Here is a 14,287-nt window from a genome sequence, read left to right on the forward strand (position 1 = left end):
ATGTTCATCCTGCGCTTCCTCTGGGCCGTCATCACGTCGCGATTCCTGTGGACGCTGATCGGCATTGCGCTGCTTTCGCTTTTGATCTGGGTGTTTGGCCCGATCGTTCAGGTCGGTCCTTACGCGCCGTTCGAATCCGACAATGTGCGCATCGCCATGATCGCGGGGCTGATCATCCTGTGGCTGATCTGGCTGATCGTCGCGCAGCGCCGCGCAATCCGCGCCAACCGCATGTTCGTTGCCGAGATCGCGGCGCCCGTGGCGGAAAAGCAGCTCACGCCCGGCGAGGAGAGTGTCGCGGCGGTCGGCGCCAAGTTCGGCGAGGTGATGGCGGAACTCAAGCGGCGCAAGCTCGGCGGCCGCAAGTTCCTGCGCGAGATGCCCTGGTATGTGATCGTCGGTCCGCCGGCCACCGGCAAGACGACTGCGCTGCGCCAGTCGGGCCTCAATTTCCCGATCGATCTCACCGATGATTTGCAGGGCGTCGGCGGGACGCGCAATTGCGATTGGTTCTTCTCGGAGAACGCGGTGCTGATCGACACCGCGGGCCGCTACGTCCAGCAGGAAAGCCAGCCGGACGTTGATGCGGCGGAATGGCTGGGCTTCCTCGACCTTTTGAAAAAGCACCGGGGCCGCCGCGCGCTCAATGGCGTCATCGTCGCGCTGTCGATCGATGCGCTTTCGGAAGGCGACGAGGCGATCAAGGCGCATGGGCGCAAGATCCGCCGTCGGCTGGCGGAACTGAACGACCGGCTGGAGATCCGCCTGCCCGTCTACCTGATGCTGACCAAGGCCGACCTGATCAAAGGGTTCGAAGCGTTCTTCGGCGGCTTGTCGACGACGGCGCGCGAGCAGGTGTGGGGAACGACTTTCCCGCTCGCCGCCCGTGTCGACGTCGGCACGATCCAGACGGAACTTGCCAGGCTTGCCACCGAATTGGAGCGGCGGCTGGTGCCGCGGCTGGAGGACGAGGACAAGCTCGGCCAGCGTGCCGAAATCTTCCGTTTCCCGGCACAGTTGGCGAGCCTCTCCGAGCCGATCCAGGTGCTGATCGAGGCGATGTTCGGCGAAAGCCGCTACGAGGAGGCGGCTTGGCTGCGCGGTCTTTATCTGACGTCGGCGACCCAGGAAGGCGCGCCGATCGACCGCCTGACCGCGGCGCTGTCATCCTCCTTCGGGCTGCCGCCACGCCGCGCCATGCCGGCGGCACGTGTCGAGAAGCGCAGCTTCTTCCTCAGGAACCTTCTCACCGACGTGATCTTCAAGGAAGCCGGCCTCGGCACATTCGATCCACTGGCGCAGCGTCGCCGCGCCTGGATCTGGCGCGGCGCGGCCGCCGCCTGCGCGCTCGCCGCCTTGCTCGCCGGCGGATTGTTCACATGGTCCTATCTCGACAACCGCAATGCGATCACCGAACAGGCTGGTCAGTTCGAGGCGCTGCAGGCGCCACTGACGGACGTAGCCGCCATGCCGGCTGCGGTCGAGCAGCCGACCATGGACGGCGCGCTGGCGGCGATGGATGCGGTGGCGACGGCGCGTACCGCACCGCCGGATGCCGTCCACAATCTTCTCGGCCCGACCGCTTCGGCGGAGTTGGTGCGCGCGCAGACCGACACCTATGACCATGCGCTGCGCAACCTGCTCGAGCCGCATATGGTCGCGCTGCTCGAGGCCACGATGTGGCGGCAGATCCGCGACCCGGATTTCATGCTCGGCGCGCTGAAGACCTACCGGATGATGACCGGCCTGTCGCAGATGGACACCGATTTCGTCCAGAACTGGTGGGTGAACAACCTGCCGCAATTCGCGCCGGCGCCACCCTTCCCGACCGCCGACGCCGAAGAACATCAGCTCGCCGCGATCCGCCGCATGGCGGTCGACGACAGCTACATCGCGCCGGACAAGGAGCTGGTCGCCGAGGCGCTGAAGACAGTATGCACGATCTCGCTGCCTGAGCGCGCCTACAAGCAGCTTCTGGCAGACCCGGAAGTGGCAGCCGTCAAGGAATGGGTGCCGGCCAATTTCGCCGGACCGAACGGCGCCAAAGTGTTCGCGCGCCGTTCCGACAAGACGCTGCGTGTCGGCGTTCCAGGCCCCTACACCTATGCCGGCTTCCATGACGCGGTCCTCGACCGTGTCGAGGATGTCGCGGGCCAGGCGGCGCTTGATCGCGCGGTGTTTGCCGGCGGCTGCTCGGAGAATTCTGAGACGTCGGTCTCGGCGCTGTCGGAAGACATCCTGAAGCTCTATTACGACGACTATATCGCGCAATGGGATAGTTTCCTGCGCGACATGCGGCTGGCACCGCTAACCGACCTCAACGTCGCCAGCGAGAATCTCAAGGATCTGTCGAGCGCCGATTCCGCATTGAAGCGCTTGCTGACGGCAGTGGTGCAGGAAACCGACCTCACCCACTCCGACGAAGCGTCGGCCGACGACAAGGGCGGCGCCGCCAAGACCGGATCGAAATTGCTGAGCAAGCTCGGCAAGCTCGGCAAGGTGGTGACCTCAGGCGCGAAGCTCCTGCCGCGCGCCGGCTCCGCCAATCAGGTCGACATGACCGGCAGCCTGGTGGCCGAGCATTTCAAGCCGCTCAAGGGCACGATCGCACAGGTCGAGGGTCAGCCGCCGGCGCTCGACGCGGCGATAGTGGCGCTGACGGCGCTGTCCAATGTGCTGCAAACAGTGACAGCCAATCCCAACCCGCAGGATGCGATCAAGAAGCAGGGCGGGCTGGCCGAACTCACTGGCGCGGTCGCCAGGCAGGCGCAGATCCTGCCTTCGCCGATCAACGACTGGCTGGGCGGCATTGCCGGCGACACCAGCGGCCTGTCGCAGAAGGCCGTCACCAATGAGCTCAACGCCATCTGGCGGGCGGATATCCTGCCCTTCTGCCAGGCAGCGCTCAACAACCGCTATCCGTTCAGCCCGGACAGCGCGGTCGACGTCAACGTGCGCGACTTCCAGCGCCTGTTCGGGCCGACCGGGCTGATCGACGCCTTCACCAACGACCATCTGATCAACTATGTCGACACCGCCAGCGAACCGTGGAAATGGCGCGCCGATTTCGGCCTCGATCCGGCGGCGCTCGCAGCCTTCGAGCAGGCAAGGCATATCCGCGACGACCTGTTTCCCGGCGGCACCGGCCCGGTGATGAACTTCACGCTCGAGCCCAAGGACCTGTCGCCCAACGTGGCACGGGTGGCGCTCAACCTCGATGGCCAGAACCTTGTCTACTACAACAACGCGACCAGGCCGCAGCCGATGACATGGCCGGGCAAGGATGGCACCGGCGTGATCTCGCTGGCCTTCCAGCCGGTCGACGGCTCGCCCGAAGTGATGCTCAACGAAACCGGCAGCTGGGCGTGGCTGAGAATGCTGCGCGGCGGCCGCTTCAACGCGACCAAGCTCACCGACGTCTACAGCCTGCGGCTCGGCACGAAGGGGATGTGGGCCGATTTCGAACTCAAGGCAGCCAGCGTCGAAAACCCATACACACTCGAAATGTTCAAGAAGTTCACATGTCCGCCGCAGATCTGATCCTGCCCGGCTTCTACGGCAAGATGCCCGCCACCGGCGATTTCGTGACGCGGCGGCTGCCGGCGGATTTCGTGCGCGTTTGGGACCGGTGGCTTGCGCAACACATCGTGCCGCTGTTTGGGGTAGAAAGCTGGCCCCAGAGCATGGCGCTGCGCTTCCTCGCCGGTCCGGCCTGCTTCGGCGCATCGATGGGTGTCATCGTGCAGAGCGCCGACCGGGTCGGCAGACGGTTCCCGCTCAGCGTCGTCGCTCCGCTCGCCGAGGCGTCCCTCAAGCTGGCTTACTCGGACAGCTGGTTTGACGGCATCGAGAAAGCCGCCTTCGCAGCCCAGCGGGGCGAGTTGACGCCCGACGAACTGGACGGGGCGCTGATTGCCCTGCCCGCGCCTCCCATCGACGAGGATGGCGATGTCGTAGACGACCTCGTCATGTGGACCGCGCGCACGGATATTTTCGACGTCGATCCGCAGGCGCCGCAGCCGACGCTGGAAGAGATCTTCGCCGCGAGCTGGGAGACGAGCTGATGCAGGGAGCATTTAACGACATTCAATCTGCGGTGCGGACGAAGAGGCCGCGACCGGAAATTCTTCTTCTCGTGAAGACCTGTTGTTTCGCCATCGCCTAAGGAAGCGTGCGTAAGAATGTGGATACTGTCCAACGGTACGCCATTCGCCGCCCAGGAAAGCTGGACGCGTGACGAGCGCGGACATGAGGTCTGGCTGATCGCGATCAAGGCATCCTTCGAGATCGATCCTGATGGCAAACAGCGTCTCATGAAGGAGCAGACGCCGGTGAATCTGGCGCCAGTACATGGCGCGGATCCGAACGAGCTTCTCGACGAGACTGATCTCAATCTTGAGAAAAAGCATACCGACATTCTGGTTGAAGGACATGTCTATGCGCCTGGTGGCCGCCCAAATGTCGCGAGCATGGCGCGCCTAAAGGTCGGCGATCTGGACAAGACCCTCAAGGTGGTGGGTGATCGCGTGTTCATGCCTGGCCCGGTATCGGTACGAATGAGCCGGCCGGAGCCATTTACGAAGATACCGATCAGTTGGCGCCGAACGTATGGTGGCACGGATACGGAGGCATCAAAGCCGGATTGGGACCAGCGCAATCCTGTCGGCACAGGGTTTGCGGCCGACCCGCAGCGGTTGATTGGCAAGGCCGGACCCAATTTTGAGTATCCCGATGCGCCCTATCGCGATCACAGAAGCGGCAAGCCCGCCGGCTTCGGCCCGGTGGCGCGGCACTGGCTGCCGCGCATGAGATATGCCGGCACCTACGGCGAGGAATGGGAGAAAACCCGCGATCCGCTTTTGCCCCGCGATTTCAGCCGCCTGTACTACCAGTGCGCCGCTGAGGATCAGCAAACCAAGATTCCGCTGATTGGCTACGAGGCCGTCCGGCTGGGCAACTTCACAGAAGATGGATTCTGGCAATTCCTCTTGCCGCGCATCACCTTCGACATGAACACCGAGTTCTACAACCGCCCGGATCGCAAGAACGGCGAAGCCATCGTTCACACGCTTCGCATCAAACCCGATCTCAGGCAGTTCTCAATCACGTGGATGTCGACGTTGCCGGTGCCGTTCGACGAGGAGCGCCTGAAGCAGACAACACTAAGTATCCGCGAACGCACCGGGATTTCTCCAACGATCGCGGCGACGGGTGTCTGGCTGGCAGACGAAGAGGAATGATGGCCAAAAGAGACACGATTGTCGTTGTCGGCGTGGGAGCGCGTACCCCGCTGGGTTTTGACGCGGCCTCGAGTGCCGCAGCGGTCCGAGCCGGCATCTCTGCCATTCAGGATCATCCGTACATGATCGACCGGTTCGGCGAGCGGATGAAGGTGACGCGCGACATCGGCATCGACGTGACCCTTACCGGCCCGGCCCGTGCGGTAGCAATCGCGGTCTCGCCTGCCCTCGACGCGCTACTGCCCTTGCAAGCTGTGCGGCATGCAGCATCGGTTTCGCTGATTCTCTCGACTGGTGAAGCGAGGCCGGGACAGCCGGAGGGTTTCGCAGAGCAGGTTAACGCCAAATTGCGCAGTCAATTGGCCCAGCACGCGGTCCTCGAAGGTGGTGGGTCGACCGCGGGCGGTCACGCTGGAGGACTTCTCGCGATCTACCATGCCTGCAAAACACTGCGAGATGGCAAAGCTGAATTCTGCCTGACAGGCGGGGTCGATACCTATCTCGAACCGGAAACTCTGGAGTGGCTTGACGAAAACGAGCAGCTCCATTCCGAGGCCAACATCTACGGCTTCTGCCCTGGGGAGGCAGCAGGGTTCTGTCTGCTGACGAAGTTGACCACGGCATGGGCGTATGGGCTGCAGCCTCTCCTTGAGGTCGTCGCAGCCTCCACGGCAAGCGAAGAAAACAGGATCAAGACCGAGACGGTGGTGCTCGGCGAAGGGTTGGGCGCGGCGTTCCGCTTTCTCTTCGAAGATGCGCCTGTCGATCCGGTTGGGCGGATCATTTGCGACATGAACGGCGAACGCTATCGCGGCAACGAATACGGCTTCGCTGTGATCCGCAATCCAGGCCGCTTCAAGAATGCGGCGGACTTCGAGACGCCAGCCGATTGCTGGGGCGATGTCGGCGCGGCATCCGGTCCGTTGTTCGTCAGTCTGATTACCGAGGCCGAAGTGCGCAACTACCAGAGCGCGCCTCTGTCGCTGATCTGGGCAGGGTCCGAAAATGGCTCGCGCGCCGCAGTGTTGCTGGGCGGACCGAGGAGAGCCTGATGCCCACGCACATTGTCGTCAACAGCCTCGGTCTGACCTACAAGGGCACGATAGGCGTTTCGATCGCGACGATACCCGATGTCTGCAAGACGCCAACCCCTGGCGGCCCAGTGCCAATGCCGTACCCCAACTTCGCAAACCAGGGGACCCTGCAGGACGGAACGACGACCGTCTTTGCCAAGGGCGGCAAGATGATCGCTATCAAGGGCTCGCAATACGGGATGAGCACCGGCGATGAGCCCGGCACGGTCGGGGGCGTTAAGTCGAACGTCTTCAAAAAGGCGACGGACTGGATCACCTATTCTTTCGACGTGAAGATGGATGGCAAGAATGCCTGCCGCCACACCGACAAAAAGTTCCACAATGACAAGAATACGGTGAATTTGGCAGGAGACCTCGACCCGGCTGTCGCCGCGCGCGGCATCCAAAAGCTCAAAGACATCCTTTGTGAATGCAACCGTCAGGTGGATGCTAAGCAGGCGCAGCTCAAGGCGTCAAACCAAAAGATGATGAATTGCAAGGAGCTCGGAGATGCCAAACACAAATGCTGTGACGACGCCGTAAAAAAGGTCGGCGGAGAGCCGAAATTTGATCCCGAGAAGGGGTATGACGAGAAGACCGGAGAGCACGACCCGAGCGCGTCTCGCGAATGGCCGCCTGGAATGGACGCGAAGGACTATTTCGCGGGCATCTCGGGGAAGATCTTTCCTGATGCCGCCATGCTCAACCCCGACGGTTCGACCAACAGGTTTATTGAATACAAGTTCAGATGCCCCGCTGGAACACCCACGGGAAAGACCAAAGGTGGAAAGAGGAAGAAGCCTTCGCAGGGCACAGCCGACACCAGCTGGACTCCCGCAAAAAAGAACAGGAAAGGCAAGATCGTCAAGCAAGACCAAAGGACTCGAACGATCAAGCTCGGGGCAAAGCAAAATCCGAAGGTGAAGAATCCTCCAGAGCTTTTGACAAACAAGCGCTGTAAGAAGTAGGTTGACCTATGAAAAATAGTGACCTCACGTTTACTATCGATACAACAGATGGTGATTACACAATCGTGCGACCAGGCTTGTCAATTTGCCTGATCTACGCTGATACTGCCAACGTCATCGGCGCGGACGTGGCAAAAATTCTTGAGGAGTACATCAAATTTATCCCCGACGGCGCCTTGCAGACCTACTTGTCTGACAGTGGTAGCTGGAAGAAAGCGACTCAACGGACCTTCAACTCTGTATTTTCCAACCTGTTGGATGTCGGAGAAGGCAATTATGCAGAATTTCATTTTGGCCAGGAGCCTGCAGGCAATGTCGGCGACTATGGAGCGCACTTTAAGGCAGGCCCCTTGGACGACGACTTTTTCGACAAGGAAGCGAATATACTCCATCTGGAGTTTCCCATGGAGTTTGCGGAGCCACCAGCAGCGGAGAGGCTTGCCGAGTTCTTTGCACGACTTGTCAGGATCCGAGCTCCCGATTCCGGCTATTGCGGTTATGCGTTCAAGCACCTGTTCATGACATTTACGAACGAGGCGCTCGAATTCATCGCGCGCAAGGCAATGAGATACACTGGTTTCGACGTCCCGGAAGATGCGATAAGGATCTGGGCTCGAAACCGCGTTTACAACGTTTCGTGGTTGACCGTTCTGGGGCCAGACATCCTGGCAGAGTTGGGTGGAAAGGATAAGCTGCGGCAACAGAGAACAAGCGAGCTCGCGATGTTCGATGTAGGGGAGGCTCTGATCATACGTGCCGCGGACCGGCCGATTGTCGGCGATGTCAACCGGGGCGCCGCCGACGTGAAGGGCCTTCAAAAGCTAGCCGAAATCACCAAACCTGTGCGGATCGAACTGGAGATGCTCGGACCAAGCGAGCTCGATTTGGCAACACGCTGGCCGATGCGCTTTGACCCGCCGGGGCATTGATCGGGATGCCAATGAACAGGCCCTTTGCAATGTCGGCTCTGCCGAATGAACACCGAAGCGAGTTGGTGGTCAACCTAGCACTGGCGCACCCGCCCGACGATCGGGCGCTAACTGGAATTACTGACGTGTGGAAGGCATTTCAGGGCTTGGCGGAATGTGGAGGATTGTCAGGAGAAACTCACGATCCGGGCTTAGCTCGAGCACTTGTCCGTACGATCGATCTGAGGGAGAGAACGGTAAGCGCAGCTTTTCGGGATGTGATCATTGATCCGGCCAGTTTGTTCGTACTGGCCAATATGCTGCATTGGCTTCACGAAAAGATAATCCCGTTGCAGCGTGCGACCATTCTGTGGCCCGCCCATGAAAGGGTGGTTCGCACTGATGAGCCGCAATTTCCCGATCCATGGCCACGATATTCCTTCGAGCTCGAGATCGGTGAACTGATCGACGATATCGATTTGGAGATTGAACTGACGGCACCACAGCCAAAAGCGGTAACGGACCAGGTTGTGGACGCGCTTTCTGCCTGGCTGCTTGCGACCCATCGGGGAGGATTCGCTAATGAAATGTTCAAACCCGAGGAATCTATCGTCTTTCTTGGACCAGATGTCATGAATGTCGAGGCCGACTACGTGGCTTGGTTCATCAAAATAATGCGCGCCGACGAGAGCGCGCTCGACAGTCTTTTGAACGTGCTGGAATGGGTCCATCAAAATGTGGCGCCAATTCGATCCGTCAGCCTTGGGCCGTAACGGCCGAGTCAGACAACAACTGCGAGGCAGCGCCCCAATCCTTCACTTTGTCCGCAAACGGTACTTTCGCAACATCGTCGCCAAAGTGATCCTGGAAGGCACTGCCGACCTGGCCTGGCTCGCTGGTAAACAGGTCCGCCCCGCGTGCTTCCGGGAAAAGTTCCAGAAATGCCGCACCGGCCGCAGGCGCCAGCGCCGGATTGCGCATCTGGCGGATCAGCCAGTGCAGGAGGGTGCGGTCGCCCAGCATGCCGGCGCCGCGCACCGCCAAGGGCGCAGTTTCAGGCGATTTGAGCAATCCGCCCATCCAGGCGCGCGCATCTTTGTCGGGCGCGGCCTTGATCGCGGCGCGCAGGGCCGTCATGGCATCGGGGCCGCCGCCGGCCGCCACTTTCCGCAATTCGGGGCCGGCAAGATCGCCCGAGCCGACTTCAGCCAGCGCCCACGCGGCCCAGAACCGCGGCTGCTCCTCGGTATCCTCCAGCGCGGTCCGCAATTCGTTGGCAAGGTCGGCTCGTTTCAACTCTCCGGCAAGGCGCAGGCCGGCGGCACGAACGCGCCCATCTGAATCGCGGATAAGTCGCCCCAGCATCTGCTTCGGGTCGACGCCGTGTCTGAGGCAGGCCGATACGCCGAGAAATCGCTTGAACGCATCTTGCGCACCGATCCAGTCCCGCACTAGCGGGGCGATCGATTCCGGCCTGTGCCATCCCAGCGCACCGACCAGCCCACGCGCTTCATCCTTGCTTCGTCGTCCCAACTCGACTGCCTCGGCCATGCGGCCGTCGTCTTGCTCGATCGCCATCCATGCGTAGAGGAACAACTCGCCCTTTTCGGGGAAATCATCATACGCCGCGACGATGAACGGCCAGGCGACCGGTCCCGCAATCCGTAACCCATCGAGGTTGGCTTCCAAGCGCCGGTCGACGCCGGCCACGATATGAAGGTCTGGCGGATCGTCCAGCATCAGCGTGTCGCGCTGCGCCCAGAAGAACGCGGCCTGCTCGGCGTGCTGTCTGACGACGTCCGGAACGATTGACCTCTCCAGCGCGCCGTCCGATTTTCGTTTCTCGGTTGCTGCCGACATTAGTTGAGATCGATCGAGCCGCCGCGGATGCGATTGGCTGCGCTCGCCTGGCTCGTGACATAAGTGCCGCGAATGGTAATTCGACCGTCCTTTTCCATGAGGATCGTCGCCATGCCGCAACGCAGTTCGATTCGCTCTTCGCCGATGATGCGAACGCGCTGGCCGTCGCGGGCGATCTGTGGCGCGGTGATCTTGCGCGCCGGCTCGACGATGCGTCCAACAATCAGCGGCTTCCTGGCATCGCCCTCCTGAAACAGCAAAGCCACCTCCGAGCCGATCATACCGGCTGTCAATTCGGTCAAACTGCGCGCGGGCAACGCCGTGTCTTGCGGATTGCCGGGAAAGACTACCAGTGGTGAGGCGTCGTCGTCGAAACCGAGAAAGATGCCGATAACCACACCGTCAATGCGTTCGCGAACGTCGCTCATCGCTGCATCCTCAATTTTCACTGATCTTCGAGCCCTTCATCGTGATGTCGCTGGAAGCCTTGATGTTGATCTTACCTGATCCATTCACCGAAATGTCTTTGCCCTCAATGCCGATTGTGCCGTCCTTCTTCATCATGATTTTGGCCGAACCGCACTTAATCAGAATCTCGTCGCCTACATCTATCACCAGTTGCTTGGTTACCGTGATCGAACTGTTCTTGTCGACGCTGATTGAACTGTCCTTTGCCACAGTCAGGGAATGAGCACCCCCTACACTTGTGGAATCGTCGGCTCCGATGCTGGCGCTACGTGCCGCGCCGACGTTGAATGACTGGGCGCTTCCAATCGTGACGCTTTGATCCGCGCCAACATTGACGGTCTGCGCCGCACCGATGTCCCAGCTGTCCGCGGCGCCAATACTATGACTTTGGTCGATCCCGACACTCACCGATCGCGACGCGCCGATCGTGTTCGTCTGCGAAGCACCCACGGTCCTCGCTTCAGCGGCCCCAACCGTATCGACCCGCGCCACACCCACCGTCACCGTCTGGTTGAGACCCACCGTCTGCGAGTGGTTCGCGTCGATATTCTCCGTCGAATTGGCGACGACGTGAATCGTCTCGTTGGCCATCACCGTCAGCGACCTGTTCTTGCCCACCGTCTCCGTATCGTTGCTGCCGATGTTTGTGGTCTGGTCGACGCCGATCTTGACCGTCTTGTTGTTGCCGACGTCTTCATCGAGGTTGTGGCCGACGGAGTGCTTGGCATCATGGTCGATGCGATCGGACTGGTCGTGCTGCACGGTCTTGTTGCGATCATGCTTGATCAGCAGATGGTGGTCCTTCTGCGCCTGGAAATTGACCAGTTCGGAGCCGGCCTTGTCCTCGAACATCAGTTCGTTGTAACCGCCGCCGCCTTTCGAGGAGTTCGACTTCCAGCCCGATTGCGTCGCGTTGCCCGGCAGCGCGTAGGGTGGCATCTCGGCGGCGTTGTAGACGCGGCCGGTGATGATCGGCAGGTCCGGGTCGCCCTCGATGAAATCGACTATGACCTCCTGGCCGATGCGCGGAATCTGGATGAAGCCCCAGCCGCTGCCGGCCCAGGTCTGCGACACGCGCACGAAGCAGGAAGAGTTCTGATCCTTCTTGCCGAGGCGGTCCCAATGGAACTGCACCTTCACGCGCGCATATTTGTCGGTGAATATTTCCTCGCCCGAAGGGCCGACCACCGTCGCCGTCTGCGGCCCGCGCATGATCGGCCGTGGCGTGATCCGCGGCGGCCGGTAGGGCAATTTGGTGGGCGCAACGCCGAGCACCACCTTGAAGTTCTCGCTGTGGGCTTCGTTCTGGGTCCGATAGCCCGGATCGAACAGCCGGTATTCGGCGCTGATCACCAGATAGTCCTGGTTCTGATCGTCGCGCGGAAAACTTTCGAGCATGAACTTGCAGCCTGAAAAAAGGCCGCGCACGGTGCCCACTGCGGTGCTGTGCTGGTGCACCGCCTGAAGTTCCTCGCGGCGGATACCCGCAATCTTGTCGCCCCGCCCGACATCGAGATGCGCGCCGGGCTGGCGGTAGTTCTCGCCCGAGGCTTCCTTATGGGCGAAAGGCTGGGCGGATTTCGCCATCAGATCGGCGCCGGGCTTCTCGAAATCATAGTCCGTATGGGCATAGGCGCCCGGCCGCACCGCGCTGCCCGGGATCCATTCGGTGATGTATTCGACGTCGCGCCGCGAGCCCTGGCCCTCGAAATTATAGAGCACCTTCTCGTAACCGGGCGCCGGCTTCAGCTTGCTCATCGCATCGCAGAGGATGAGCGTGTGCTTGCCCTCGTCATGCTCGAAGAAATAGAAGATGCCTTCGTGCTCGAGCAGCCGCTGAACGAAATCGAGATCGCTCTCGTCGTACTGAACGCAATATTCGCGCGAGGGATAGGATCCCTGCAGCCGTTTTTCGAATTTGGCGATGCCATATTTCGAGAATATCTTTTCGACGATCTCCACCGCCGTCATGTTCTGGAAGATACGGCAGTCGGTGGTGTTGCCGAGGAACCAGAGCCATGGCCTGACGGTGGCCTCGTAGAAAGCCAGCCGGTCCTCGATGCGGGTTAGCTTGAAATCCGACACAAAGCCGCTGAACCAGCGTTTCGGATCGGATTCGCCCTCTACCGAGACGACGCCGCCCAGCATCTTCAACGGGTCGACGTCGCGGTTCTTCGAGACGAAGCCGACGGTATAGGCGAAACAACGGCTAATCTCATCGCGGCCGATGAGATGGGTGAAGGTCAGGTCGGCGCCAGCCGGCGTCTGCACAACCGTGGCACGTTCGTTCGGCATGGGTCGTGCCCCTCCTCGACGCGGCCGCCAGTGTGATGGTTTGAAGCCCCCGCTCTATTAACTGCATCACGTTCGGGAGCGTTCGAATTCACCGCACCATACCGGCGTCAGCCTAGCACATGTTTGATGGAGGCCAAATAACAGCGATGGCTAAACCGCACCCGTGCGCCGGTGTGAAACGCTCCTCTCCCGCTGGGCTTGCAAGCTGCTAGAATGCCGGAGCAATTCCGGGAAAAGCGCGCAACGGTTTTCCGCCGGGAATTGCGCGAAAGTAAGTATTTATTGACCAGGTTCGGCGACGCTTCCGGATGTTCATCTCTCTCCAGATCAGCAATGTCGACAGGCTGCCGACCGGCACCACCGCCAGCTACGCCGCCCGCGACCGCAGCTTCGAGATCGGCCGCGAGAATTGCGACTGGACGCTATCCGATCCGGACAAGTTCATCTCGGGCCGGCATTGCGAGGTCCGCTACCAGGCGGGTTCGTTCTGGCTCTACGATGTCTCGCGCAACGGCACTTTCGTCAACGGTTCAAGCCAACGCATGGCCGGGCCGCATCGGCTGGCCCAGGGCGACCGGCTGTTGATCGGCCGTTATGTCGTCGGCGTTTCGATTGAAGACGAACAAGCCGCGACCGGACATCCGCAGGCCAGGACCGGGTCGACGCTACGCGAGCTACCGCCCTCGACCGGCCGCCCCCTGGATCTCGGCCACGAGCCATTTTCCAATCCGATGGAGCAGCGCCCGACCGAGGCGGCCCCGGTGTCGACATCCTCGGCGCTGCAGCCCGGCCCGGCAGCCCCAGCCAATCGGCCCGCGGAAGCGGACGCGATGCTGCGGGAGATCGCCAAGGCGGCCGGCATTGCGCCGGAATTGCTGCACGCGCGAGATCCGCATGACGTCGCGGCCGAGATCGGTGCCGTACTGAGGACCACGGTCGAGCAATTGTCGCAATTGCTCAAGGCACGCGCGGCGGCAAAGGTGCTCGCCAAGAGCGCGCACCGCACGATGATTGGCGCCGAGGACAACAATCCGTTGAAATTCGTGCCGGGCACCGACGATATATTGGAGATCATGTTCGCCAAGCGCAGGGCCGGCTATCTCGATGCCAGGCGCAGTATCGAGGATGCGTTCCGTGATCTGAAGACGCACGAAATCGCCACCTACGCCGCCATGCAGGCCGCGCTGTCTCGGCTGCTCGACGACCTGTCGCCGGAGGCGATCGCCAAGAAAATCCCGCCTGCGTCCTTTTCGTCCAGGAAAAGCCAGGCCTGGGATGCGCTTGTCTCGACATGGCGGACGATGGAAGACAAGCACGAGAACGGCATGCTGGATGTCTTCCTCGCCTATTTCGCCGAAGCCTACGCCAAGGCTGACAAGCAGAAATAGCCGCATGCGCACGGACCGCGCCAACCGTATGTGACGGGCCTCATAGAAGAGGCTGCCCCTTCGATCATCTTGCTTTTCGATTTCAAT

At 61.2% G+C, this 14,287-nt stretch carries 11 protein-coding genes; 8 read left to right on the plus strand and 3 right to left on the minus strand.

Annotation, left to right across the window (positions count from 1 at the left end):
* From tssM to RFM68_RS04275, 7 genes are all read left to right on the plus strand, one after another.
* Entirely contained in the window at nt 1-3,540 is a 3,540-nt protein-coding gene (tssM, locus tag RFM68_RS04245; RefSeq protein ID WP_320231419.1) for a type VI secretion system membrane subunit TssM, read from the plus strand.
* Entirely contained in the window at nt 3,522-4,064 is a 543-nt protein-coding gene (gene tagF / locus RFM68_RS04250; RefSeq protein ID WP_320231421.1) for a type VI secretion system-associated protein TagF, read from the plus strand. The genes tssM and tagF overlap by 19 nt, the downstream gene beginning before the upstream one ends.
* Nucleotides 4,065-4,181: 117 nt before the next feature.
* Nucleotides 4,182-5,240, plus strand: a complete 1,059-nt coding sequence (locus RFM68_RS04255) for a DUF2169 family type VI secretion system accessory protein (RefSeq protein WP_320231422.1) — start codon at nt 4,182-4,184, stop codon at nt 5,238-5,240.
* Nucleotides 5,237-6,292, plus strand: a complete 1,056-nt coding sequence (locus tag RFM68_RS04260; protein WP_320231423.1) for a beta-ketoacyl synthase N-terminal-like domain-containing protein — start codon at nt 5,237-5,239, stop codon at nt 6,290-6,292. Before RFM68_RS04255 ends, RFM68_RS04260 begins: the two co-directional genes overlap by 4 nt.
* Nucleotides 6,292-7,281: a DUF4150 domain-containing protein gene (locus RFM68_RS04265; protein WP_320231424.1), complete on the plus strand. Its 990-nt coding sequence runs from the start codon at nt 6,292-6,294 to the stop codon at nt 7,279-7,281. Before RFM68_RS04260 ends, RFM68_RS04265 begins: the two co-directional genes overlap by 1 nt.
* 8 nt (nt 7,282-7,289) lie before the next feature.
* Nucleotides 7,290-8,210, plus strand: a complete 921-nt coding sequence (locus RFM68_RS04270; protein ID WP_320231425.1) for a type VI immunity family protein — start codon at nt 7,290-7,292, stop codon at nt 8,208-8,210.
* 29 nt (nt 8,211-8,239) lie between these two features.
* On the plus strand, nt 8,240-8,962 hold the full coding sequence (locus RFM68_RS04275; protein WP_320231426.1) for a hypothetical protein: 723 nt from the start codon (nt 8,240-8,242) through the stop codon (nt 8,960-8,962).
* Here RFM68_RS04275 and RFM68_RS04280 read toward each other — a convergent pair.
* The 3 genes from RFM68_RS04280 to RFM68_RS04290 form a co-directional block, all read right to left on the minus strand.
* A complete protein-coding gene (locus RFM68_RS04280) occupies nt 8,946-9,929 on the minus strand; it encodes a HEAT repeat domain-containing protein (RefSeq protein WP_320231427.1) in 984 nt (327 codons plus the stop codon). The genes RFM68_RS04275 and RFM68_RS04280 overlap by 17 nt on opposite strands.
* A 119-nt stretch (nt 9,930-10,048) precedes the next feature.
* Nucleotides 10,049-10,477, minus strand: coding sequence for a DUF6484 domain-containing protein (locus RFM68_RS04285; protein WP_320231428.1), 429 nt, complete (start codon nt 10,475-10,477; stop codon nt 10,049-10,051).
* Between the two features lie 10 nt (nt 10,478-10,487).
* Nucleotides 10,488-12,812, minus strand: a complete 2,325-nt coding sequence (locus RFM68_RS04290) for a type VI secretion system Vgr family protein (protein ID WP_320231429.1) — start codon at nt 12,810-12,812, stop codon at nt 10,488-10,490.
* 308 nt (nt 12,813-13,120) lie between these two features.
* On the opposite strand from RFM68_RS04290, the gene tagH reads away from it, so the two are divergent.
* Nucleotides 13,121-14,200 carry a type VI secretion system-associated FHA domain protein TagH gene (gene tagH, locus RFM68_RS04295; protein WP_320231430.1) on the plus strand — a complete coding sequence of 360 codons (1,080 nt, stop codon included), beginning with the start codon at nt 13,121-13,123 and terminating at the stop codon, nt 14,198-14,200.
* The last annotated feature ends 87 nt before the right edge of the window (nt 14,201-14,287 follow it).

It is taken from the genome of Mesorhizobium montanum, from assembly GCF_033977145.1.
GTDB lineage: Bacteria > Pseudomonadota > Alphaproteobacteria > Rhizobiales > Rhizobiaceae > Mesorhizobium > Mesorhizobium montanum.

Excerpts from the sequence above, each read along its gene's own strand:
- tssM (WP_320231419.1), top strand. The coding sequence starts at position 1 with ATGTTCATCCTGCGCTTCCTCTGGGCCGTCATCACGTCGCGATTCCTG.
- tagF (WP_320231421.1), top strand. The coding sequence starts at position 3,522 with ATGTCCGCCGCAGATCTGATCCTGCCCGGCTTCTACGGCAAGATGCCC.
- RFM68_RS04255 (WP_320231422.1), top strand. The coding sequence starts at position 4,182 with ATGTGGATACTGTCCAACGGTACGCCATTCGCCGCCCAGGAAAGCTGG.
- RFM68_RS04260 (WP_320231423.1), top strand. The coding sequence starts at position 5,237 with ATGATGGCCAAAAGAGACACGATTGTCGTTGTCGGCGTGGGAGCGCGT.
- RFM68_RS04265 (WP_320231424.1), top strand. The coding sequence starts at position 6,292 with ATGCCCACGCACATTGTCGTCAACAGCCTCGGTCTGACCTACAAGGGC.
- RFM68_RS04270 (WP_320231425.1), top strand. The coding sequence starts at position 7,290 with ATGAAAAATAGTGACCTCACGTTTACTATCGATACAACAGATGGTGAT.
- RFM68_RS04275 (WP_320231426.1), top strand. The coding sequence starts at position 8,240 with ATGTCGGCTCTGCCGAATGAACACCGAAGCGAGTTGGTGGTCAACCTA.
- RFM68_RS04280 (WP_320231427.1), bottom strand. The coding sequence starts at position 9,929 with ATGCTGGACGATCCGCCAGACCTTCATATCGTGGCCGGCGTCGACCGG.
- RFM68_RS04285 (WP_320231428.1), bottom strand. The coding sequence starts at position 10,477 with ATGAGCGACGTTCGCGAACGCATTGACGGTGTGGTTATCGGCATCTTT.
- RFM68_RS04290 (WP_320231429.1), bottom strand. The coding sequence starts at position 12,812 with ATGCCGAACGAACGTGCCACGGTTGTGCAGACGCCGGCTGGCGCCGAC.
- tagH (WP_320231430.1), top strand. The coding sequence starts at position 13,121 with ATGTTCATCTCTCTCCAGATCAGCAATGTCGACAGGCTGCCGACCGGC.